The following is a 20287-nucleotide window of genomic DNA, read 5'->3' as shown; positions in this document are numbered from 1 at the left end:
CAGAAAAGAGTTCATCCCCGTGCACATCGGACTAATCGGCCTTGGAAAAATGGGCTTCAACATGCGTGAACGGCTGCGCAAGGGCGGGATCGAGGTCACCGGGTTTGACCGCAACCCCGACGTTGCCGACGTCACCACCCTGGACGAACTCATCGCCGCCGTCCCGGCGCCGCGCCTGATCTGGGTCATGGTCCCCTCGGGCGAGATTACCGACGCCGTGATCACCGAACTGGGCACCAAGCTCGACGCCGGTGACCTCGTGATCGACGGCGGCAACTCCCGGTTCACCGAAGACCAGAAGCACGGTGCCGCGCTGGCCGAAAAGGGAATCCGCTTTGCGGACTGCGGCGTGTCCGGCGGGGTCTGGGGCCTCCAGAACGGTTACGGCCTGATGGCGGGCGGCGATGCCGCGGACATCGAACGGGCACTCCCCGTCTTCGACGCGCTCCGTCCCGCAGGTGAGCGGGCCGACAGCTTTGTGCACGTCGGCGGCGTCGGCGCCGGCCACTACGCCAAAATGGTCCACAACGGGATCGAATATGGCCTGATGCAGGCTTACGCCGAGGGGTACGAGCTCCTGGCCGCCAAGGAGATCGTCGCCGATCTTCCCGGGACATTCCGGGCCTGGCAGAAGGGGACGGTTGTCCGCTCCTGGCTTCTGGACCTCATGGTCAAGGCCCTTGACGAGGATCCCGGACTGGAATCGATCTCCGACTACGTCGAGGATTCGGGCGAAGGCCGCTGGACCGTCGAGGAGGCCATAGCCAACGCGGTGCCGGCCCCGGCGATCACGGCTGCTTTGTTCGCCAGGTTCTCTTCCCGCGAGGACAATTCGCCGGCCATGAAGATGGTCTCGGCGCTGCGCCACCAGTTCGGCGGCCACGCGACCCGGCCGGCCAAATAATCCTGCCCCGGCCACTTGATCCTGCCTGTGAAGTCCTGAATCCCGCGTGTACCTAGAAAAACTCTCGCTCACCGATTTCCGCAGCTACGCCCAGGTCGATCTCAGCCTTGAGCCCGGAGTCACCGTCCTGGTGGGTTCCAACGGCATCGGCAAGACCAATCTGATGGAAGCGATCGGGTATCTGGCCACGCTCACCTCGCACCGGGTCAGCACGGACGCGCCGCTGTTGCGGTTTGGTGCCGAGCGGGCCATGATCCGGGCCAAGCTGGTCCGTGGCGAGCAGTCCACCGTGCTGGAGCTGGAAATCAACGCGGGCCGGGCCAACCGCGGACGGATCAACCGGAGCAACCCGGTCCGTGCCCGGGACCTGCTCGGGATCTGCCAGACGGTGCTCTTCGCGCCGGAGGACCTGGCGCTGGTCAAGGGCGATCCGTCCAGCCGCCGCCGGTTCCTGGATGAGCTCCTGGTCAGCCTCATGCCGCGCCACGCCGCGACCAGGAGCGACTATGACCGGGTCCTGAAGCAGCGCAACGCGCTGCTCAAGTCGGCCCGCGCCGGAAAATTCAGCACGGGCCACGAGGCAACGCTCGATGTCTGGGACCAGCACATGGCCCGGGCCGGGGCTGAGCTGCTGCACGCGCGCCTGGAGCTGGTGGACCGGCTGCAACCGCACCTGAAAAACGCCTACGCGCAGCTGACCGATGGCTCCAAGTTGGCCACTGCGGTGTACCGTTCCACGCTGCAGGACAGCCTGGACGACGACGGCGGCACCTCAAGACCAGCGGATTCCAGACCTGCGGACGGAACTGCTGCCGATGAGGCCGCGCCGGCGGAAGACCTGCGCCTGCTCTCCGTCGAGCAGCTCACCGTCCGCTACATCCAGGCCTTCGCCGCAGCCCGGCGCAAGGAACTGGAACGGGGAATCTCGCTGGTCGGGCCACACCGCGACGAACTTGAGCTCGTGCTTGGGTCGGCGCCGGCCAAGGGCTACGCCTCCCACGGGGAAACCTGGTCCATGTGCCTGTCCCTGCGCCTGGCCTCCTACTACGTCATGCTCGACGATGCCCGCACGGGTGGCTCGCCCCCGATCCTGATTCTGGACGATGTCTTTGCCGAACTCGACGTCCAGCGGCGGCGTAAACTGGCGGCAATAGTATCCGGCGCCGAGCAAGTGCTGGTCACTGCCGCCGTCGAGGACGATATCCCGGCGGAGCTGACCGGACGGCGGGTGAAGGTCATCCCGGGAGGAATCGATGAGCAGGAAAATCGATGAATAAGGATACCGACGGCGGCCTGCAGCCCGGCCGTGACCCCGACGATATCGATGCCGCGCAGGCCGCCTTGAACCGGATGCGCGACGCCGCCGCGGCCCGGGGCGAAATCCGGCGGGCGGTCCCGCGCTCCGGTGCCGCCAGCCAAAAACCCGGCCGCGCGGCCCGGGGAACCCGCGGGTTCTCCCAATTCCACGGCACCGGCAGGGATCCGCTGGGCCTCGGAAAAGTCGTGGGACGCCTCGTGGCCGAACGCGGCTGGAGCTCGCCGGTGGCCGTCGGCTCCGTCATGGCGCAGTGGGCCGTGCTGGTGGGCCCGGAGATCTCGGCGCACTGCACTCCCGAGAGTTTTACCGACACCACCTTGCATGTGCGGACCGATTCCACGGCTTGGGCAACCCAGCTGCGGCTGCTCAGCAGCAGCCTGCTGGAAAAATTCCGGACCGAGCTTGGCGATGGCGTCGTCACCAGCATCCAGGTGCTCGGACCCGCCGCCCCGAGCTGGCGCAAGGGCCTCCGGACGGTCAACGGCCGGGGTCCCCGCGACACGTACGGATAGCCCCGGCCCCTGGCGGGCACCGGATCTGAAGCACTTCTTGCAAAAGCCCTTGAAAAATCCGCAAGCGGCGTGTAGGGCGCTTGAACCTCCCGGAGTCGTATAGGAACCCTAGGGCTGGACCCCGAATGCCTTGCAGGGGGAGCCAGCGCCCTCCCAGCGGCACTTTCCCGCCCGTTTGGCGCCCTGGAATGCAGGTTTGGCCCCTATAACACGATAGAATCGGTGTAGATAACTGGGCGCCGGTGAAGCGTTGACTGAGTCCGTTTCCGACGCAATTTCAGCGTGCGGCGGACGGGATCCCCAAGTCAACGGAAACACCCGGCGTCGTCAGTGACGTGCCTGTTGGCAGGAGCCTTTTCCACGGAAGGGGCAACCGCCGGCCTTCAACGAACATAGAGGAGTCGAAAGCGCCTGTGGCTAACGACAATGCAGAGATCCCGGCAGTGGAAGACGTAGCGGAAGCGGTGGAACAAGAGGCTGCGGCAGCGGCGCCGTCGGGGACCGCGACATCGCGCGAATACGGCGCCAGCGACATCACCGTACTTGAAGGCCTGGAAGCTGTCCGGAAACGTCCCGGCATGTACATCGGCTCCACCGGCCCCCGCGGTTTGCACCACCTCGTCTATGAAGTGGTGGACAACTCGGTGGACGAGGCCCTGGCCGGCTACTGCACGCACATCGAAATCGTGCTGCAGGCCGACGGCGGGGTCAAGGTGGTCGACAACGGCCGCGGCATCCCCGTGGACATGCACCCCACCGAGCACAAGCCCACCGTGGAAGTCGTCATGACGATCCTGCACGCCGGCGGCAAGTTCGGCGGCGGCGGATATGCCGTCTCCGGCGGCCTGCACGGCGTCGGCATTTCGGTGGTCAACGCACTCTCCAGCCGGGTCGACACAGAGGTCCGCCGCCAGGGACACGTCTGGCGGATGTCTTTCGCCGACGGCGGCAAGCCGCAAGGCGGCCTGATCCAGGGCGAGGAAACCACCGAGACCGGCACCACCCAGACGTTCTACCCCGATGCCAGCATCTTCGAGAGCACCGACTTCGACTTCGAAACACTGCGGGCCCGCTTCCAGCAGATGGCATTCCTCAACAAGGGCCTGCGCATCACGTTGACGGACGAGCGCCGCGCTCCGGGGGAATCGTCCGAGGACGACGACCTGGACCTGGACACCGTCCCCACCGAAGGTGAGATCGCCGCGGAATTCCACACAGTGGTCTACCAGTACGACGACGGCCTGCTGGACTACGTCAAGCACCTGAACTCCGGCAAGAAGGTTGATGTGGTCCACGAGGACGTCATCGCCTTCGAAACCGAGGACACGGAACGGCACATTGCCCTGGAAATGGCGATGCAGTGGACCAACGCGTACTCCGAAAGTGTCCACACCTACGCCAACACGATCAACACGCACGAGGGCGGCACCCACGAAGAGGGTTTCCGCGCCGCGATGACTTCACTCATCAACCGCTATGCGCGGGAGAAGAACATCATCAAGGAAAAGGAAGACAACCTCACCGGGGACGACATCCGCGAGGGCCTGACGGCAGTCATTTCCGTGAAGCTCTCGGAGCCGCAGTTCGAGGGCCAGACCAAGACCAAGCTCGGCAACTCCGAGGTCAAGGGCTTTGTCCAGCGCGTTGTCACCGACGGCCTGGGCGACTGGCTCGAGCGCAACCCCGGTCCCGCCCGGGACGTCATCCGCAAGGCGATCTCCGCAGCCCAGGCGCGCATGGCCGCCCGAAAGGCCCGGGACAACGCCCGCCGCAAGAGCCCGCTGGAATCCTTCGGCATGCCCGGCAAGCTGTCCGACTGCTCCTCGAAGAACCCGGAGAGGTGCGAGGTCTACATCGTGGAGGGTGACTCGGCCGGCGGTTCCGCCAAGCGCGGCCGCAACCCGGAGACCCAGGCCATCCTGCCGCTGCGCGGCAAGATCCTGAACGTCGAGCGTGCCCGGCTGGACAAGGCGCTCGGCAATGCCGAGGTCCAGTCCATGATCACCGCCTTCGGCACCGGCATTGGCGAGGACTTCGACATCGCCAAGCTGCGCTACCACAAGATCGTGCTCATGGCCGATGCCGACGTCGACGGCCAGCACATCACGACGCTGCTGATGACGCTGCTGTTCCGCTACATGCGCCCGCTGATCGAAAACGGCTACGTCTACCTCGCACAGCCGCCGCTGTACCGGATCAAGTGGTCCAATGCCCCGCACGACTACGTCTACAGCGACCGGGAACGCGACGCGAAGCTGGTCTCGGGCCAGGCCGCCGGCCGCCGCATCCCCAAGGACAACGGCATCCAACGCTACAAGGGCCTTGGTGAAATGGACTACACGGAACTGTGGGACACCACTATGGACCCGGACCACCGGACGCTGCTGCAGGTGACGATGGACGATGCCCTGGCGGCGGACCAGATCTTCTCGGTCCTGATGGGCGAGGACGTTGAATCGCGCCGAAACTTCATTCAGCAGAACGCCAAGGACGTTCGGTTCCTGGACATCTAGAGGGCAGCCAAGCCCCGAATATGCCCGGACTGATATATACCTGAAACGGAAAATATAGATAATGAGTGACGAAACACCAGAGGTGCCGGCCGGCTCCGAGCCCGTCCTTGAAGGCGCCATCCTCGATGGCGACGTACTGACCGACCGCGTCGAGCAGGTGGACCTGCAGACCGAAATGCAACGCTCCTACCTCGATTACGCCATGGCCGTGATCGTGGGCCGTGCCCTGCCGGATGTCCGCGACGGCCTCAAGCCCGTCCACCGCCGCGTGCTCTACGCGATGTTCGACGGCGGCTACCGCCCGGAACGCTCCTTCAACAAGTGTGCCCGCGTGGTGGGCGAAGTCATGGGCCAGTACCACCCGCACGGCGACACCGCTATCTACGACGCCCTGGTCCGCCTGATCCAGGACTGGACCATGCGCTACCCGCTGGCGCTGGGCCAGGGCAACTTCGGCTCGCCCGGCAACGACGGCGCCGCGGCTCCGCGGTATACCGAAACCAAGATGGCGCCGCTGGCCATGGAAATGGTCCGGGACATCGACGAGGAAACCGTCGACTTCCAGGACAACTACGACGGCAAGAACCAGGAACCGACCATCCTGCCGGCGCGGTTCCCGAACCTCCTGGTGAACGGGTCCTCCGGCATCGCCGTCGGCATGGCCACCAACATCCCGCCTCACAACCTCCGCGAGGTCGCTGACGGTGTGCAGTGGTACTTGGCCAACCCGACCGCCAGCCGCGAAGAGCTGCTCGAAGAGCTGATCCAGCGCGTCAAGGGACCGGACTTCCCGACCGGCGCCACGATTCTGGGCCACAAGGGCATCGAGGACGCCTACCGCACGGGCCGTGGCTCCATCACGATGCGCGCCGTGGTCAACGTCGAGGAACTCCAGGGCCGCACGTGCCTGGTGGTCACCGAGCTGCCTTACCAGGCCAACCCGGACAACCTGGCCATCAAGATCGCCGAACTCGTCAAGGACGGCAAGATCTCCGGCATCGCCGACCTCCGCGACGAGACCTCGGGCCGCACCGGCCAGCGACTGGTGATCGTGCTCAAGCGCGACGCCGTGGCCAAGGTGGTGCTGAACAACCTCTACAAGCACACCCAGCTGCAGGACAACTTCGCCGCCAACATGCTCGCGATCGTCGACGGGGTGCCGCGCACGCTCAGTCTCGATGCCTTCATCCGGCACTGGGTCACGCACCAGATGGACGTCATTGCCCGCCGCACCCGGTACCGGCTGCGGAAGGCGGAGGAGGAAGCGCACATCCTGCGGGCCCTTCTCAAGGCGCTGGATGCGCTCGATGAGGTCATTGCCCTGATCCGTGCGTCCACCACCACCGAAGCGGCCCGCGACGGGCTGATGGAGCTGCTGGACATCGACGACGTGCAGGCCCGGGCCATCCTGGACATGCAGCTGCGCCGGCTCGCTGCACTGGAACGCCAGAAGATCCAGGACAAGCACGCCGAACTTGAGGCCCTGATCGTCGAATACAACTCGATCCTGGCCTCGGAGGAGCGCCAGCGCGAGATCATCAGCACCGAACTCTCAGAGATCGTGGCCAAGCACGGCGATGACCGCCGCACCAAGGTCCTGCTGGGCTACGACGGCGACATGTCCATCGAGGATCTGATCCCCGAGGAGGAAATGGTCGTCACCATTACCCGCGGCGGCTACGTCAAGCGCACCCGCAGCGACAACTACCGCTCGCAGCAGCGCGGCGGCAAGGGCATCAAGGGCGCGCAGCTGCGCGGCGACGACGTCGTCGAACACTTCTTCGTCACCACCACCCACCACTGGCTGCTCTTCTTCACCAACCTGGGCCGGGTCTACCGCGCCAAGGCGTACGAGCTCGTGGAAGCCGGCCGCGACGCCAAGGGCCAGCACGTGGCAAACCTGATGGCGTTCCAGCCGGACGAGCACATCGCCCAGGTGCTGGACCTGCGCGACTACCAGCACGCCCCTTACCTGGTGCTCGCCACCAAACGCGGCCTCGTCAAAAAGACCCGTCTGGAGGACTACGACACCAACCGGTCCGCCGGCGTCATCGCCATCAACCTGCGCGACGGCGATGAGCTTGTCTCGGCCCAGCTGGTGTCCGAGACCGATGACCTCATGCTGGTCTCCCGCAAGGGCCAGTCCGTCCGCTTCACCGCGACGGACGATGCGCTGCGCCCGATGGGCCGTGCCACCTCGGGCGTGACCGGCATGAAGTTCCGCGAGGACGACGAACTGCTGGCGGCCGACGTCGTGCAGGACGGTTCGTTTGTCTTCATTGTCACCGAAGGCGGCTTCGCCAAGCGGACCGCAGTGGAGGAATACCGCCTCCAGGGCCGCGGCGGCCTTGGCATCAAGGTGGGCAAGTACCAGGAAGAACGTGGCCACCTCGTCGGGGCCCTCATTGTCAACGAGGAAGACGAAGTCCTGGTGGTCATGGAAGGCGGCAAGGTGGTCCGCTCGTCGGTCAGCGGCGTGCCGGCCAAGGGCCGCGACACCATGGGCGTGATCTTTGCCAAGCCGGACAAGAACGACCGCATCATCGCCGTCGCGCGCAACAGCGAACGCGGGCTCGAAGTCGAGGAACCGGCCGAAGGTCAAGATGCCGGTGAAGACACCGGTGAAAATGCCGGAGACGTGGCCGAAAATCGGGCATCCACGCCCGATGACGTAACGTTGGCTGAAGATGGCGGACTGCATGAGGAGTCCGCAGCGGCAGAATCAGTACCGGCCCCGGAGTCAGATGAGTCATCAGGCAATGCCGAGCTGGACGAAGACAATACCGGAGGTAACGAGTGAGTAATTCCGACTCATATCCCAAGCCGAGCAGCGGCGTGCCGAGCGGAGTGCGGCAGCCCGCCGCCGCACCACGCGTAGGTGCCCCCTCGCGTCCGCAGCAGCGCCCCGGGGTGTCCGGCGCAGCCACGGGAACGGGCCAGCGGCCCGCCGCACCCGGCCAGCGCCCCACGGTCCCCGGACAGCGCCCCGCCGTCCCGGGTCAGCGCCCCGCCCAGTCCGGCGGGCAAGGCACTGCCGGGCTGATCAAGCCCGCTCCCAAGGCCAAGGTGCGCCGTGCCAGGCTGCTGGTCAGCAAGGTTGACCCCTGGTCCGTGCTGAAAATGGCCTTCCTGCTCTCCGTGGCGCTGGGAATCGTCACCGTCGTGGCGGCGATCGTGCTCTGGACCGTCCTGGACCTGACCGGGATCTTTGACCAGGTGGACAGCCTGCTCGGGACCCTCGCCGGCTCCGAAGGCGGCGGCTTCGAGTTGAAGAAGGTGGCATCCTTGGGTCAGGTGGCCTCATTTGCCACCATCATCGCCGTAATCAATGTGGTGCTGCTGACGGCGCTGTCGATGCTTTCGGCGGTGCTCTACAACATTGCCGCGACGCTCGTCGGCGGCATCGGCGTGACCCTCACGGACGACTAATGCCCTTACTTTTCCGCGGATTCCCGCGGAAAAAGGCCTCGATTTGAGATCGGGCCGGGATGTGCTGTACAGTCATATCTCGGCCCGATGAGGCATCGGGGCGTATAGCTCAGGCGGTTAGAGCGCTTCGCTGATAACGAAGAGGTCCCAGGTTCAAGTCCTGGTACGCCCACGGAACCTGTACTGGTTCTGGCAGAGGTTAGTGAAGGTTCGTCCATGACAGAACCGGAACGGGGTGCATGTGAAGAAGTTGCTGGTTATCGCAGCCACGGTCGCAGGCGTCCTCCTCTACAGGAAAGTGCAGGAATCCGAAGCCCGGAAAGTGATCTGGAGCAATTCAACCGATACGGTTGACTAGCCCGGAACCCGGGGATGGAAGCTGGAAATCAGCTCTCCGGACCTAGGGTATGATTGTCGGGTTGCTTCTTATGGGGGCATGGCGCAATTGGTAGCGCACCTGCTTTGCAAGCAGGGGGTTCGGGGTTCGAGTCCCCGTGCCTCCACCATAGGAAAAGCCCCGGACAGCGGAAACGCTGTCCGGGGCTTTTTTCATGCCTTCCCCACTCACTCCTTCGGCTTGGCGTAGTCCGCCATCCCTTGCCAGTCGATATACACGTAGGGCTCGTCGCCGAGCACCCAGGCGTCGTGGCCCGGCGGAATCACACCGAAGTCGCCGGGCCCGAATTCGAGTTCTTCGCCGTCGTCCATGACGACTTTGATGCGGCCGGAAATCGTGTAGCCGGTATGGCTGGCCATGCAGCTGTCAGTTTTGGCGATCGGCTTGACGTGGTCTGACCACTTCCAGCCCGGAAGGAAGGTGGCCCGTCCAACCGGGCCGGCCTCGAGGTTGACGAGCTCCACCTGACCCATGCCCTCGGCAACGGGGCGCGTCTCTTCGGGATTGTCCAGGCTCTTGCGGATCATTGACGCCATGATGGTCTCCTTCTTCGATGATGGCGAGACCGGAACGTGAGACCGCGCCTTAAGGTTGGCACCGCGGTATGCACCCGTCAAGGAGCAGCGGCCGTAAGGGCCCCTGCTGTCCGTCCCATTAGTGTTGGAGCGTGAACTTCTTACTTGCGGCCGTAGGTGTGCTGGGTGTGGCCTCGTCGGGGCCCCTTATTGCCGCCACGCTGGGCGCCACGTCGGTCAGTGCCCTCGCCATCGCTTTCTGGCGCAACGCCATTGGAGCAGTCGTGATGGCCGGTCCGGTTGTGGTCCGCAACCCCCGTCAGTTCGGAAAGGTGACCGGAGCCGAGTTCCGCTGGTCGCTCGCCGCTGCCGTCGCCCTGGCCCTGCACTTCGCGTGTTTCATTACCTCCCTGCAGCTGACGTCGGTCGCGGCGGCGACTGCGCTGGTGTGCCTTCAGTCAGGCTGGATCGCGATCTTCCAGCTCTTCCGGGGAGTCCGGCTCCGCTGGCCGGTCCTGGTAGGGCTGGGGCTCGCCTTCGGCGGTGTCGTGACAATCACCGGTTTTGATATGGGCTCCTCGCCCGAGGCGCTTGTGGGCGATCTCCTGGCCGTCGCCGGCGGCGCCCTGGCGGGCATCTACACGCTCGCCGGAGGCAAGGCGCGGCAGAGCATGGGCACCGGCGTCTATACGACCCTGTGCTACGGCATGTGCGCCGCGATTGTGGCGGGGATGGCGCTGTTGGCCGGACAGCCGCTGGCAGGGTTCGAAGCCACCGGCTGGCTGGGGATCCTCGCCATTACCGTGTGCGCACAGCTGGTGGGGCACACCGCGTTCAACTATCTGCTGGCGACCATGAGCCCGCTGCTGGTGTCCATGATCATCCTGCTGGAAATCCCCGGAGCGGCGCTCCTGGCCGCAGCCTTCCTGGACGAGACGCTGCCGGCCGGGACCTACGTGGGGCTGGCGATGATCCTGGTGGGGCTCGCCGTCGTGGTCCTGGGGCAGCGAGGCTCACGCTCCGCCCGGAGAACGGGCGAGGGAGCCGGTGAAGAGCGGCTGGCGGAGCTCGGCACCGACTAGGCCTCTCCCGGCGGCCGCATCTCCCGGCGGCCGCGTGGCCGCCGCCATTGGCCGCTATTGGCCGCCGCGGCGGGCCGGCTGGGCAACGTTGACCGTGTGGATGGCACGGAGCAATTTCGCCGGGAAGTAGACCGAGAAGAAGACCACCATGGGCGCCTTCAGTGCCATCTTCTTGACGTTGTGGGCCTTGTAGGTGCGGTCAAAGCGCGTCACGTAGTAGCGGTAATCCCGCGGCGAGTCCTCCAGCCGCCGGGCCGACATGCCCGAGATCATCTGCGGCCAGTACTGGATCCGGAGCTCGTGGTCGGCCAGGTGCAGCGACAGATCAATGTCCTCGTGCATCTCGTCCCGCTCGTCGCGGCAGGCTTCTGTGCGGATGGTCTCCCAGGCCGAGCGGCGCAGTGCCATGTTGGACCCGAAGAGGAAATGATACTGGTGCTTGGCAAGCCTGAGCATCAGTTGGCGCATCTTGTCGTCGGCCTTGAGCCCGAACCGGCGCATGGGCATGTCGTAATAGACCACCGGACCCGTCGCAGCGTGCACAGACTCGTCGGCGAAGGCTTTCTGCACCTGCTCCACCCAGTCCGGTTCCAGCACGGAATCGGCGTCGATCCGGCCGAGGATATCGCCCGTGGCGTGGTCCAGACCGAAGTTGCGTGTGGGAATGAGCCCCTGGTCGCGGTCCTGGCTGAGCAGGATGATCGGGCTCTCCGGATACTCCAGTTGCATCTGCCGCACGATTTCCGCCGTGCGGTCCGTGGACAGGTTGTCCACCACAATGATTTCGTGGGCGGGCACCGACTGGTAGACCGCGGCGATCAGACACTGCCGGATGACGCTTTCCTCGTTGTACGCCGGGATGACGATAGACACAGCCGGCGGTGGAGCAAGGAGCAAGGCATCCTGGGGTGATCTATGGGGTGACATCACCACAAATTTAGCATCAAGCCTGGCGTTTGAAGCCGGACCGTGACGTGCCTGCGGAGCCCGCGTCAAACAAAAGGAGGGATCCCGCACTGTGGCGGAATCCCTCCTTGGGAGAGTGCAGGACACCTGCCGGCAGCCGGACTGCCCGGCGCAGGGTCTCGACTCAGCCGGCCTGTGCCGGCCAGGTTCTACTTGCCGGGCTTGTCTGTGCCGTTGTTCAGGCTGGCCGCGATGTTGCGTACGGCCGTTTTGGCGTCGGTGGCAACCTTGTCGGCGGCGTCAGCGGCGTTGCCGGCGGCGTCCTTGGCCGTTTCCGTGGCTTTGTCCGCCGCGGTGGTTGCGGAATCGGAAGCCTCCTTGGATGCCTCAGCCGCGGAGTCCGCTGCCGCTACAGTCGCGGAACCGGCCTTGTCGGCGGCGTCCTTCAGCGATTCGCCGGCCGGGGCGGCCGTGGGGGCGGGCTTTACCGGCGTCGGTACCTTCCAAGGGTCCTCCACCGGCCTGGACGCCCGCCAGGCGGCGACACCGGCTGCAACGGCGGCAGCGATGATGCCGAAGATCAGCAGGCCGCGGTGCTTGGGCTTCTGCTGCTTGGCGAGCTTGGCATTAGCCGTCTTGGTGACCTCGGTGGCGGCCGCTTTGATGTTCTTGCTGGCGTTCTTGCCTGCCTTCTTGGCGTGTCCCTTGACGGCCTGGGCCTGCGTCTGAACGCCGGTGACAACACCGGAATCAACAAGCTTCTGTGCGACGGCGTCCACGTGGGCCGGGGCGTTTTCCAACGTGCGGTGGACGACCACGGAAGCCTGCCCGATCTGGTCGGAAAGCCTGGGCAGGTACTCGACAACAACCCGGTCGCGTGCATTGGCGATGACCGGGGCTGCCTTGTCCACAGCTTCGTGCAGGCGCGGGGTCGCGCTGTCCGCGGCATCGTGGATCCTCGGCGCCAGCTGGGCCAGGCCATCCTGAAGGCGGGGAGTGACAGTGGCAACGCCGCCGGCCAGATTGTGGGCCGCCGACTTGAGGCCCTCCTGGATCTTGGGAGAGGCGGTGTCCAGTCCGTGCTGCAGGCGGGGAACAGCCCAGTTCACGGCAGCCTCAACCCGCGGGGCCGCCCAATCCTTGGCGCTGTCTACTCCGGTGCTTACTGACTGCTCCAGGTCACGGGCAATACGATCCGTTTTCTTCACAACTACCTCCCGATTAATGTGACGGTTCTGCAGTTAGCCTACGTGTCTATGAACGCACCGGCTATTCTTCAGGCCGATTTCCAGTGGATTTCACCCAGCGCGGAACTGACTGTGCGGCCCTATGCGGGCGGAGCCGTCATGGAAGAATGGGCCCTATGACTGCCAACGCAACCGCAAAAGCCACTATCCACACGAGCCTCGGCGACATCGTCGTCAACCTCTTTGGCAACCACGCGCCGAAGACCGTCGACAACTTCGTCGGGCTGGCCACCGGTGAGAAGGCCTGGACCCACCCGGAAACGGGCGAGGACAAGACCGGCACGCCGCTCTACAACGGCACCATCTTCCACCGCATCATCAAGGACTTCATGATCCAGGCCGGCGATCCCCTGGGCCGCGGCACCGGTGGACCGGGCTACAAATTCGACGATGAGATCCACCCGGAACTGACTTTCAACGAGCCGTACAAGCTGGCCATGGCCAACGCCGGCGTCCAGATGGGCCGCGGCACCAACGGTTCGCAGTTCTTCATCACCACCATCCCCACCGGCTGGCTGCAGGGCAAGCACAGCATCTTCGGTGAGGTCGCCGATGACGAATCCAAGAAGGTCGTCGACGCGATCGAAGGCGTCCGCACCGGCATGGGCGACCGCCCCGTCGAGGATGTCACCATCAACAGCATTGACATCGAAAAGCTCTAACCCACCACCATGAGCTACGGAATTCCGGCGGCAGAGCCGTCCGCAGAGGTCCCGGTATGCCCCAGACACCCGGACCGGCCCGCCTATGTGCGTTGCCAGCGGTGCGGGCGCCCTGCGTGCCCCGACTGCCAGCGGGCGGCCGCCGTCGGATTCCAATGCGTTGACTGTGTCAACGAAACCAAGCGCACGACGCCGGCCGTCAGGACCGTCTACGGCGGCGCCGTGACCGCCGGCAAACCCGTGGTCACTTACGTGATCATCGCGCTGTGTGCCCTTGTCTATGCGCTGCAGTGGATTGTCCCCAACGACGGGATTTACCAGCAACTGGCCTACGCTCCCGCCCTGACCGGCGTTGAACCGTGGCGGATGCTCACTTCGGCGTTCCTGCACTCGCAGGGATTCCTGCTCCACATCGTCCTGAACATGTACACGCTGTGGATATTCGGCCAGATCCTTGAGCCGCTGCTGGGCCACGCCCGCTTCCTGGCCATCTACCTGCTCTCGGCCGTCGGCGGCTCCGTCGGCTTCCTCCTGCTGACCCCGGTGTATCCGGTGAACGGCCCAGTGGGCCTCGTCGGCGCCTCCGGCGCCATCTTTGGCCTGTTCGGCGCCCTGCTGGTGGTCCAGCGCCAGCGCGGCGGCGAAGTCCGCCAGCTCCTGGTCCTTATTGCAATCAACGGCGTCATCGGCTTCATGGTCCCGCAGATCGCCTGGCAGGCCCATCTCGGCGGCCTCGTCACCGGCGCCCTGAGCGCCGCTGTCATTGCCTACACCCCCCGCGGCCCGCGGCAGACCCTGCTGCAGGCCATCGGCCTCGCCGTGGTCCTGGCCTTGGTGACCGCCGTGTCCGTCGTGCGGATGACCGGCGCCAGCGCTTAGCCCGCTCCTGCCGAAGCCCCGGCCGCAATCGCCCGCAATTCGGCCGCATTCGGCCGTAATTGAACGCATTTAGCGCCCGGCCCCCTTCACTCTTTACCAGTGTTTCTCTCGCTGGGGTTCCTTGGCTGTTCCCTCCATTTTATGGACCTTTCCCCCTGTACCCCCGGGCCGAGCCCCCGCACCTGAATTCACAGGTGCGGATCCGAGAGTTTTCCACAGCGGTTATCCACATTGTTAATAACTTACAAGCGTGTAGTTCACTGTGACGACCCGGCTCTGGCCGCCCGGGCTGGCGATTATCCAGCTTGCAGGCGATGCTGCCGACCTGATCTCCACACCTGTGGATAACTTCTGTGGGTTGCCCTGTGAGTAAGTGGACAACTTTGCCCGCGCAGGCCCTGTTGCCTGGCGCCGGGCGGCACCAGCCCTGTCCCGGCCCTATGCAGGCCCTGCGCCGCGGGCACTCCAGAGAGTACTCCACAGAACGGTGCCGCGGGCACGCCGGGGACCGGTACCTCAGGACCTCCAGGCGGCGCCGCGTCACCACGCCGCACTCCCAGCGCCGTCGCCCCCCACTGGCCCCGCCCGCGTCGGCGGCAGGTCACGACGGGCCGTGGGACGGCCGCGGTGCGTGTTTCAACAGGGTTATTCACAGTGTTAATAACTTGATGGTCTGAGCATCCGCGGGATTCAACCCGGCTCATGGCCCGGCAGAGGGGGTTGCGGCTCCTATCGACCGGCTGTTATCCCCAGCTGTGGATAACTTGTGGGTAGTGGCCTGTTGTTAAGTGGATAACTTGCTCGTTGCAGCTGTTGTCGGGACGGACAACAACGTCGGGCGGCCGGCTGGCCCCAAGGCGGCCCCGAGGCTGCCGTGAGCCGGCCGTGCGGCGGAACCGCGGTGCCATCCGCGGCCTGTTGCGGGGTCAGGGAACTTGTCCACAGGAAATCCACAGTGTTAATAACTTACAGCTGTGTAATTCAGGGTAGGCCGGGGATCTCATCAGTGGCATTGCGCCCCGCTGTGGCCGCTGAACCCGGCTGAACCGCATGAAGACCCGGAAACTTATAAACAGTGTGGATAAGTTTCCCCAGACTTGTGCACAGCTGTGGATAAGGAGGCGGGACCTCGCCGGGTCACCGTCGGGTCACTGCGACCAGACGCCCGATGACCCGCGCCGGTGGCTGTCCAGCAGATGGGTGTCCACCATTCCGATGGCCTCCATGAGCGCGAACATCGTGGTGGGCCCCACGAAGGCGAAGCCCTTCTTGCGCAGCGCCTTGGAAAGCGCGACGGACTCGGCCGAGGTAGTAGGGACCTCATCGAGGGAGTCCGGCCGGGGTGTGACGGCCGGCTGGAACGCCCATACGAAGTCAACCAGGCCGCCGTCGTCCCTCAACGCCAGAGTAGCGCGGGCATTGGTGATGGTTGCCTGGATCTTCAGCCGGTTCCGGACGATCCCGGCATCGAGCATGAGCCGCTCCACATCGGCGTCCGTGAAGCGGGCCACCAGTTCCGGGTCGAAGTCCTTGAACGCCGCGCGGAAAGCGGGCCGCTTACGCAGGATCGTCGCCCATGAAAGCCCCGCCTGGAATCCCTCGAGGCTGATGCGTTCGTAGAGGCCCTGTTCGTCCCGGACGGGCATGCCCCACTCGGAGTCGTAATACTCGCGCAGCATGGGATCCACGGAGGCCCACACAGGCCGCGCCAGTCCGTCGTCGCCAATGGTCGAGCCGTTTACTGCCGGGGTCATCTGGATTCCTTCGCTGGGCCGGGATTAATGCTGTGGATTAACGGCGGCGGGCCGGCACACTGTGTGTACCGGCCCGTCAGGGATGTGCGCCGCGCGGGCCTGGTGTCAGGAACGCCAGCGTGTGGTCATCAGGAAGCCGATGATCGCGATTCCGAAGCCGGCGACGATGTTCAACGAGCCCCAAGCCTGAACCGGGAAGGCGCCCTCGGTGATGTAGAACGTGATGATCCACAGCAGGCCAATGATCATCAGGCCAAACATGACGGGCTTGAACCAGACCGGATTGGGTTTGTAGGCCTCCGCGGCAGAAGTCTGCGGGGCCACAGGGGCAGTCCTTTTACGCGGCTTCGACTCGGGCACTGATCCTCCTTGGCGGGCTGGAACAAGAGCGGCCAACGTGGCTTGGTATCCTGCAGGAAGCGAGCCCCTGCCGGCCAACGTGCTCTTGGTCGAGCTTGAATTCTTGTGTCGCACAATTCTAGCTGTAGTTCCGGCCACGCCGTGGACCCCCGCAACCGTCTTGGAGGAGAACCCGCAGTGCTGGAGTTGGAGCAGGGATCCGGCCGGACGGCCCGCAGCCGCCGCGGGCTGCTCAGCGCACCATCCACGTCGCGGGCGAGCTGCTTCTGACCGCGGGCGTCATTGTCCTGCTCTTTGTGGCCTGGCAGTTGTGGTGGACGAATGTGGCCTCCGACGCCCGGCAGCGCGAGGCGGTGCACGACTTTGCCCGCGGGATTGGAACCGCCGCTCCCGCAGCGCCGCCTCTGCCGTCGTCGGCTGTTGCCCCGGAACCCGCCGTCGCGCCCGAACCGGCCGAGGGCGCGACCATCGGCATCCTGTACGTTCCCCGTTTCGGCGCCGGATACACGCGTCCAATGGTTCAGGGAACCACTCCGGCGGTGTTGGACACTCTGGGCATCGGGCACTATCAGGGCACGGCCATGCCGGGGGCTGCGGGAAACTTCGCCGTGGCAGGGCACCGGCAGTTCCACGGCGCCGTCGTGGACCATATCGACGCCCTGGTGCCCGGGGACCGGATCTACGTCCAGACCCGTGAGGGCTACTATGTCTACGTGTTCCGGAACAGCCAGACAGTCCTTCCCTCGCGGACCGATGTGCTGTTGCCGGTGCCGATGCTGCCGGGCGCCGCGCCGACGCAGAGCTACCTGACCATGACGAGCTGCAACCCGCGGTTTGGCTCCGAGGAACGCTTTGTGGCCTACGCCCTGCTGGAGCGGTGGCAGTCTCTTTCGGCTGGACCGCCGGCTGAAATTTCCCGGGCGGCCCGCGCGGCCGGGGAAAGCTGACGAATGTATGGCTGGCTTTTCCGCCGCCTTCCCGGGCCCTTGTGGCTCAGGATTGCGACCGCGCTGGTGCTGGCGGCCGGAGCACTGGTATTGATGGTTCAGTTCCTTTTTCCCTGGCTGGCGCAATTCACCCAGTTAACAGATTCAACGATTGGTTCAGCAAGGCACCCATGAGCACAACCAAGATCCTGGTCGTAGACAACTACGACAGCTTTGTCTACACCCTGGTCGGCTATCTCCAGGAGCTCGGTGCGGAGACCACCGTAGTCCGCAACGACGACGTCACGCTTGCCGAGGCGATCGAAATGGCCGAGGCGAGGGACGGGGTCCTCATCTCTCCCGGTCCGGGGAATCCAGCCGGGGCCGGCGTCTGCATTGAGCTGATCAAGTGGTGCGGCAGCCACGACAAGCCCATGCTGGGTGTCTGCCTGGGGCACCAGGCGCTGGCGGAGGCCTACGGCGGAACCGTGACGCACGCTCCCGAACTGATGCACGGCAAGACTTCCCTCGTCGAACACCATGGAACCAGCGTCTTTGCGGGGCTCCCCTCGCCCCTCACGGCCACCCGCTACCATTCGCTGGCCGCTGTCCGCGAGAGCATCCCGGAGGTATTGGAGATCACCGCGGAGACGGGCACCGGTGTGGTGATGGGCCTGCAGCACCGTACCGCCCCGCTGTGCGGCGTCCAGTTCCACCCGGAATCCGTCCTGACCGAAGGCGGCTACCAGATGCTAGGCAACTGGCTGGAGTCACTGGGCATGGCGGGCGCTGCCGAACGGGCAGCAGACCTGAGCCCGCTCATCAAGCACTGACCCGCCAGGCGTTGAATGCGCCGGCGCGGCGGCAGCCGGCACCCTAGGTTTTTCCCGACCGGGTTAGGGGAACAGGCCGCCCAGGGCCGCGTCCTCTTTGGACGCGCTCTTGGTCGGCGTCGGCGTCGGCGTGGGCGTGGGCGACGGCGGGGGCGGCGGCGGAGCCGGTGCCTTCGCCACGGTCACGGTGATGGTCTTGCCCTGTTCGACGAGCGAATCCGCGGCATCGGCCTGGCCTGTCACCTTGCCCGGAGCCACCTGGGTGTTCTCCACTTCGGTGGCCTTGAGCACCAGGCCCTGTTCCTTCAGTCTCGCCTCCGCCTCCGCCAGCGGCAGCCCGATCAGCTGCGGCACAGCCACCTTGCCGGTGGAGACGACGATTTCGACCGCGTCCGCCACGGCCACAACCTGGCCCGGGGCCGGGTTGGTGGTGATGACAATGCCGACCGGAACCGTGGGGTTGTTGGACATCTTGGTGGTGAGGGCGCCAGTCAGCCCCGTTTGGTGGAGAAGATCGCGGGCTGCCGCCTCGGTCCGGCCGGGCAGGTCCGTCGGGATGGTAATCGCGCTGGGGCCCTCGGAGATGTTGAGGATGATGTCCGAGTTGGCGGCCATGGAACTCCCCGACGTCGGCACGGTGCCAATCGCGGTGCCTTTGGGAATGCTCTCGTGCTGCAGCCGTTGGAGCTGTGGCTTGAAACCTGCGTTGTACAGCCTTTGCAGGGCCTCTGATTCCGTCAGGGACGTGACAGTGGGAACCAGTACCTTGGTTGCCTGTGGCGGGGCCTGATTCATGAGGTTGTACAGCCAGAGGCCGCCGCCGGCCAGCACCAGCAGTGTGAGGACTACGAGCGTTGCGATCCAGGTGCGGCGGCGCGTCTTCTGGCGCGGGGTGTGCTCGCGTTCGACCGGCAGCGCCAGCGGCAGGCTGCCGGTGTCCGCAATGCCATAGAGTTCGGTGCCCGCCGGCTGCAGCACTTCCTCGTCGTCGGGTGCTTCTTCGGCGGGCCGCAGCCGGCCCCCGGGGGAATCGTCGAGGAACTTGGCACCGGTCAGGGAGAAAGCTGCCGTGGCCGCCAGGGGGTCGTGCCGGGGAACCTCGTTGGTGGGGTCGGTGGGGGCCTCGCTGGCGGAAGGCGCCGTGACCGGAACGCCGCTGCGCGCGGCCCGCAGGGCGCGGCGGAAGGCGGCGGCGTCCTGGAAACGGTCGGCGCGGTTCTTCTGCAGGGCCTTCATCAACACGCTGTCCAGCGCGGCGGAGACGTCGGGATTGAGGCTGCTGGCGGGCTCGGGGATCTCACGAACGTGCTGGTAGGCCACGGAGACGGGGCTGTCGCCGATGAACGGCGGCCGGCCGGTCAGCATCTCGTAGAGAAGGCATCCGGCGGAGTACAGGTCGCTGCGCGCGTCGACGGCTTCGCCCCGGGCCTGTTCCGGGGACAGGTACTGCGCCGTGCCGACGACGGCCTGCGTCTGCGTCATGGTGGCGGACGAATCCGCAATGGCGCGGGCGATTCCGAAGTCCATGACCTTGACGCTGTTTGAATCGGGGCAAAACATCACGTTGGCGGGCTTGATGTCGCGGTGCACGATCCCGGCCTTGTGGCTGTAATCGAGCGCGGACAGCACGCCCAGGGTGAAGTCGATCGCCTGGTCGATGGTGACGTCCTTGGCCCGCACCATGTCGCGGATGGTCTTGCCGGAAACGAACTCCATCACGATGTAGGGCACCCGGACGCTGTCGTCGTGGTCACCGGGGACCGCGTGGTCCCCGGTGTCGAAGACAGCCACGATCGAGGGGTGGTTGAGTGCCGCGACAGCCTGGGCCTCGCGCTTGAAGCGGGCCTGGAACTGCGGATCCCGGGCCAGGTCCGGGCGCAGCAGCTTGACGGCCACGGTACGTCCCAGCCGGGTATCGAGGCCGCGGAAAACATCCGCCATGCCGCCACGGCCGATCAGCTCACCCAGCTCATAGCGCCCGCTGAGGACGCGCTGCGTGTTCGCCGGGCGTTCCTCCCTGTGCGACGGAGTGCGGGGTGTATTGCTCATG

General features: G+C 65.5%; 18 protein-coding genes and 2 tRNA genes. 14 read left to right on the top strand and 6 right to left on the bottom strand.

Annotation, left to right across the window (positions count from 1 at the left end; all coding sequences use genetic code 11):
- Window positions 1–19: 19 nt before the first annotated feature.
- From gnd to AC1D1W_RS01855, 9 genes are all read left to right on the top strand, one after another.
- Entirely contained in the window at window positions 20–904 is an 885-nt protein-coding gene (gnd, locus tag AC1D1W_RS01895; protein ID WP_476942784.1) for a phosphogluconate dehydrogenase (NAD(+)-dependent, decarboxylating), read from the top strand.
- 46 nt (window positions 905–950) lie between these two features.
- A complete protein-coding gene (recF, locus tag AC1D1W_RS01890; protein WP_476942783.1) occupies window positions 951–2177 on the top strand; it encodes a DNA replication/repair protein RecF in 1227 nt (408 codons plus the stop codon).
- Window positions 2174–2734 carry a DciA family protein gene (locus tag AC1D1W_RS01885; protein WP_476942782.1) on the top strand — a complete coding sequence of 187 codons (561 nt, stop codon included), beginning with the start codon at window positions 2174–2176 and terminating at the stop codon, window positions 2732–2734. Before recF ends, AC1D1W_RS01885 begins: the two co-directional genes overlap by 4 nt.
- A gap of 413 nt (window positions 2735–3147) precedes the next feature.
- On the top strand, window positions 3148–5247 hold the full coding sequence (gene gyrB / locus AC1D1W_RS01880) for a DNA topoisomerase (ATP-hydrolyzing) subunit B (RefSeq protein WP_439954088.1): 2100 nt from the start codon (window positions 3148–3150) through the stop codon (window positions 5245–5247).
- 61 nt (window positions 5248–5308) lie between these two features.
- Window positions 5309–8047 (top strand): DNA gyrase subunit A, encoded by a 2739-nt coding sequence (gyrA, locus tag AC1D1W_RS01875; protein ID WP_476942781.1) that lies wholly within the window; start codon window positions 5309–5311, stop codon window positions 8045–8047.
- Window positions 8044–8676 (top strand): DUF3566 domain-containing protein, encoded by a 633-nt coding sequence (locus AC1D1W_RS01870; RefSeq protein ID WP_243178157.1) that lies wholly within the window; start codon window positions 8044–8046, stop codon window positions 8674–8676. Before gyrA ends, AC1D1W_RS01870 begins: the two co-directional genes overlap by 4 nt.
- Before the next feature lie 98 nt (window positions 8677–8774).
- Window positions 8775–8848, top strand: a tRNA-Ile gene (locus AC1D1W_RS01865).
- A gap of 63 nt (window positions 8849–8911) precedes the next feature.
- Entirely contained in the window at window positions 8912–9034 is a 123-nt protein-coding gene (locus AC1D1W_RS01860) for a DLW-39 family protein (protein ID WP_306292825.1), read from the top strand.
- 72 nt (window positions 9035–9106) lie between these two features.
- Window positions 9107–9182 (top strand) — tRNA-Ala (locus AC1D1W_RS01855).
- A 58-nt stretch (window positions 9183–9240) separates the two neighbouring features.
- On the opposite strand, the gene AC1D1W_RS01850 is transcribed toward AC1D1W_RS01855, so the two are convergent.
- Window positions 9241–9609, bottom strand: coding sequence for a cupin domain-containing protein (locus AC1D1W_RS01850; protein ID WP_243178158.1), 369 nt, complete (start codon window positions 9607–9609; stop codon window positions 9241–9243).
- Window positions 9610–9740: 131 nt separating this feature from the next.
- Between AC1D1W_RS01850 and AC1D1W_RS01845 the strand changes: the two genes are divergently transcribed.
- A complete protein-coding gene (locus AC1D1W_RS01845; protein WP_028275347.1) occupies window positions 9741–10670 on the top strand; it encodes a DMT family transporter in 930 nt (309 codons plus the stop codon).
- Window positions 10671–10724: 54 nt separating this feature from the next.
- On the opposite strand, the gene AC1D1W_RS01840 is transcribed toward AC1D1W_RS01845, so the two are convergent.
- Together AC1D1W_RS01840 and AC1D1W_RS01835 are read right to left on the bottom strand one after the other, a co-directional pair.
- Window positions 10725–11597, bottom strand: a complete 873-nt coding sequence (locus AC1D1W_RS01840) for a glycosyltransferase family 2 protein (RefSeq protein WP_243178159.1) — start codon at window positions 11595–11597, stop codon at window positions 10725–10727.
- 188 nt (window positions 11598–11785) lie between these two features.
- Entirely contained in the window at window positions 11786–12784 is a 999-nt protein-coding gene (locus AC1D1W_RS01835; RefSeq protein ID WP_476942780.1) for a hypothetical protein, read from the bottom strand.
- Between the two features lie 155 nt (window positions 12785–12939).
- Here AC1D1W_RS01835 and AC1D1W_RS01830 point away from each other — a divergent pair, with 155 nt between their 5' ends.
- Together AC1D1W_RS01830 and AC1D1W_RS01825 are read left to right on the top strand one after the other, a co-directional pair.
- The gene (locus AC1D1W_RS01830) at window positions 12940–13485 is read left to right on the top strand and encodes a peptidylprolyl isomerase (RefSeq protein WP_026538031.1); all 546 of its coding nucleotides are present in this window, start codon (window positions 12940–12942) and stop codon (window positions 13483–13485) included.
- Between the two features lie 9 nt (window positions 13486–13494).
- Window positions 13495–14364, top strand: coding sequence for a rhomboid family intramembrane serine protease (locus AC1D1W_RS01825; RefSeq protein ID WP_243178161.1), 870 nt, complete (start codon window positions 13495–13497; stop codon window positions 14362–14364).
- A 1148-nt stretch (window positions 14365–15512) separates the two neighbouring features.
- Here AC1D1W_RS01825 and AC1D1W_RS01820 read toward each other — a convergent pair.
- Together AC1D1W_RS01820 and AC1D1W_RS01815 are read right to left on the bottom strand one after the other, a co-directional pair.
- Window positions 15513–16118 carry a DNA-3-methyladenine glycosylase I gene (locus AC1D1W_RS01820; protein WP_243178162.1) on the bottom strand — a complete coding sequence of 202 codons (606 nt, stop codon included), beginning with the start codon at window positions 16116–16118 and terminating at the stop codon, window positions 15513–15515.
- A gap of 105 nt (window positions 16119–16223) precedes the next feature.
- Window positions 16224–16478, bottom strand: a complete 255-nt coding sequence (locus AC1D1W_RS01815) for a cell division protein CrgA (protein ID WP_243178163.1) — start codon at window positions 16476–16478, stop codon at window positions 16224–16226.
- Window positions 16479–16675: 197 nt separating this feature from the next.
- Here AC1D1W_RS01815 and AC1D1W_RS01810 point away from each other — a divergent pair, with 197 nt between their 5' ends.
- Together AC1D1W_RS01810 and AC1D1W_RS01805 are read left to right on the top strand one after the other, a co-directional pair.
- Window positions 16676–17425, top strand: coding sequence for a class E sortase (locus AC1D1W_RS01810; protein ID WP_476942818.1), 750 nt, complete (start codon window positions 16676–16678; stop codon window positions 17423–17425).
- Between the two features lie 170 nt (window positions 17426–17595).
- Window positions 17596–18237, top strand: a complete 642-nt coding sequence (locus tag AC1D1W_RS01805) for an anthranilate synthase component II (RefSeq protein ID WP_028278232.1) — start codon at window positions 17596–17598, stop codon at window positions 18235–18237.
- 63 nt (window positions 18238–18300) lie between these two features.
- Here the strand turns inward: AC1D1W_RS01805 and pknB are convergent, their stop codons facing one another.
- Window positions 18301–20286: a Stk1 family PASTA domain-containing Ser/Thr kinase gene (gene pknB / locus AC1D1W_RS01800; protein WP_476942779.1), complete on the bottom strand. Its 1986-nt coding sequence runs from the start codon at window positions 20284–20286 to the stop codon at window positions 18301–18303.
- Between the last annotated feature and the right edge of the window lies 1 nt (window position 20287).

The organism is Arthrobacter sp. P1_B4 (assembly GCF_056406555.1).
The sequence above is the reverse complement of the archived record's forward strand: the minus strand, read 5'-3'. Positions and strand labels throughout refer to the sequence as shown.

What these genes read in the sequence shown, in the direction of transcription:
- AC1D1W_RS01885 (WP_476942782.1), top strand. Translation starts at nt 2,174, where the DNA reads ATGAATAAGGATACCGACGGCGGCCTGCAGCCCGGCCGTGACCCCGAC.
- gyrA (WP_476942781.1), top strand. Translation starts at nt 5,309, where the DNA reads ATGAGTGACGAAACACCAGAGGTGCCGGCCGGCTCCGAGCCCGTCCTT.
- AC1D1W_RS01850 (WP_243178158.1), bottom strand. Translation starts at nt 9,609, where the DNA reads ATGGCGTCAATGATCCGCAAGAGCCTGGACAATCCCGAAGAGACGCGC.
- AC1D1W_RS01840 (WP_243178159.1), bottom strand. Translation starts at nt 11,597, where the DNA reads ATGTCACCCCATAGATCACCCCAGGATGCCTTGCTCCTTGCTCCACCG.
- AC1D1W_RS01830 (WP_026538031.1), top strand. Translation starts at nt 12,940, where the DNA reads ATGACTGCCAACGCAACCGCAAAAGCCACTATCCACACGAGCCTCGGC.
- AC1D1W_RS01825 (WP_243178161.1), top strand. Translation starts at nt 13,495, where the DNA reads ATGAGCTACGGAATTCCGGCGGCAGAGCCGTCCGCAGAGGTCCCGGTA.
- AC1D1W_RS01820 (WP_243178162.1), bottom strand. Translation starts at nt 16,118, where the DNA reads ATGACCCCGGCAGTAAACGGCTCGACCATTGGCGACGACGGACTGGCG.
- AC1D1W_RS01805 (WP_028278232.1), top strand. Translation starts at nt 17,596, where the DNA reads ATGAGCACAACCAAGATCCTGGTCGTAGACAACTACGACAGCTTTGTC.
- pknB (WP_476942779.1), bottom strand. Translation starts at nt 20,286, where the DNA reads ATGAGCAATACACCCCGCACTCCGTCGCACAGGGAGGAACGCCCGGCG.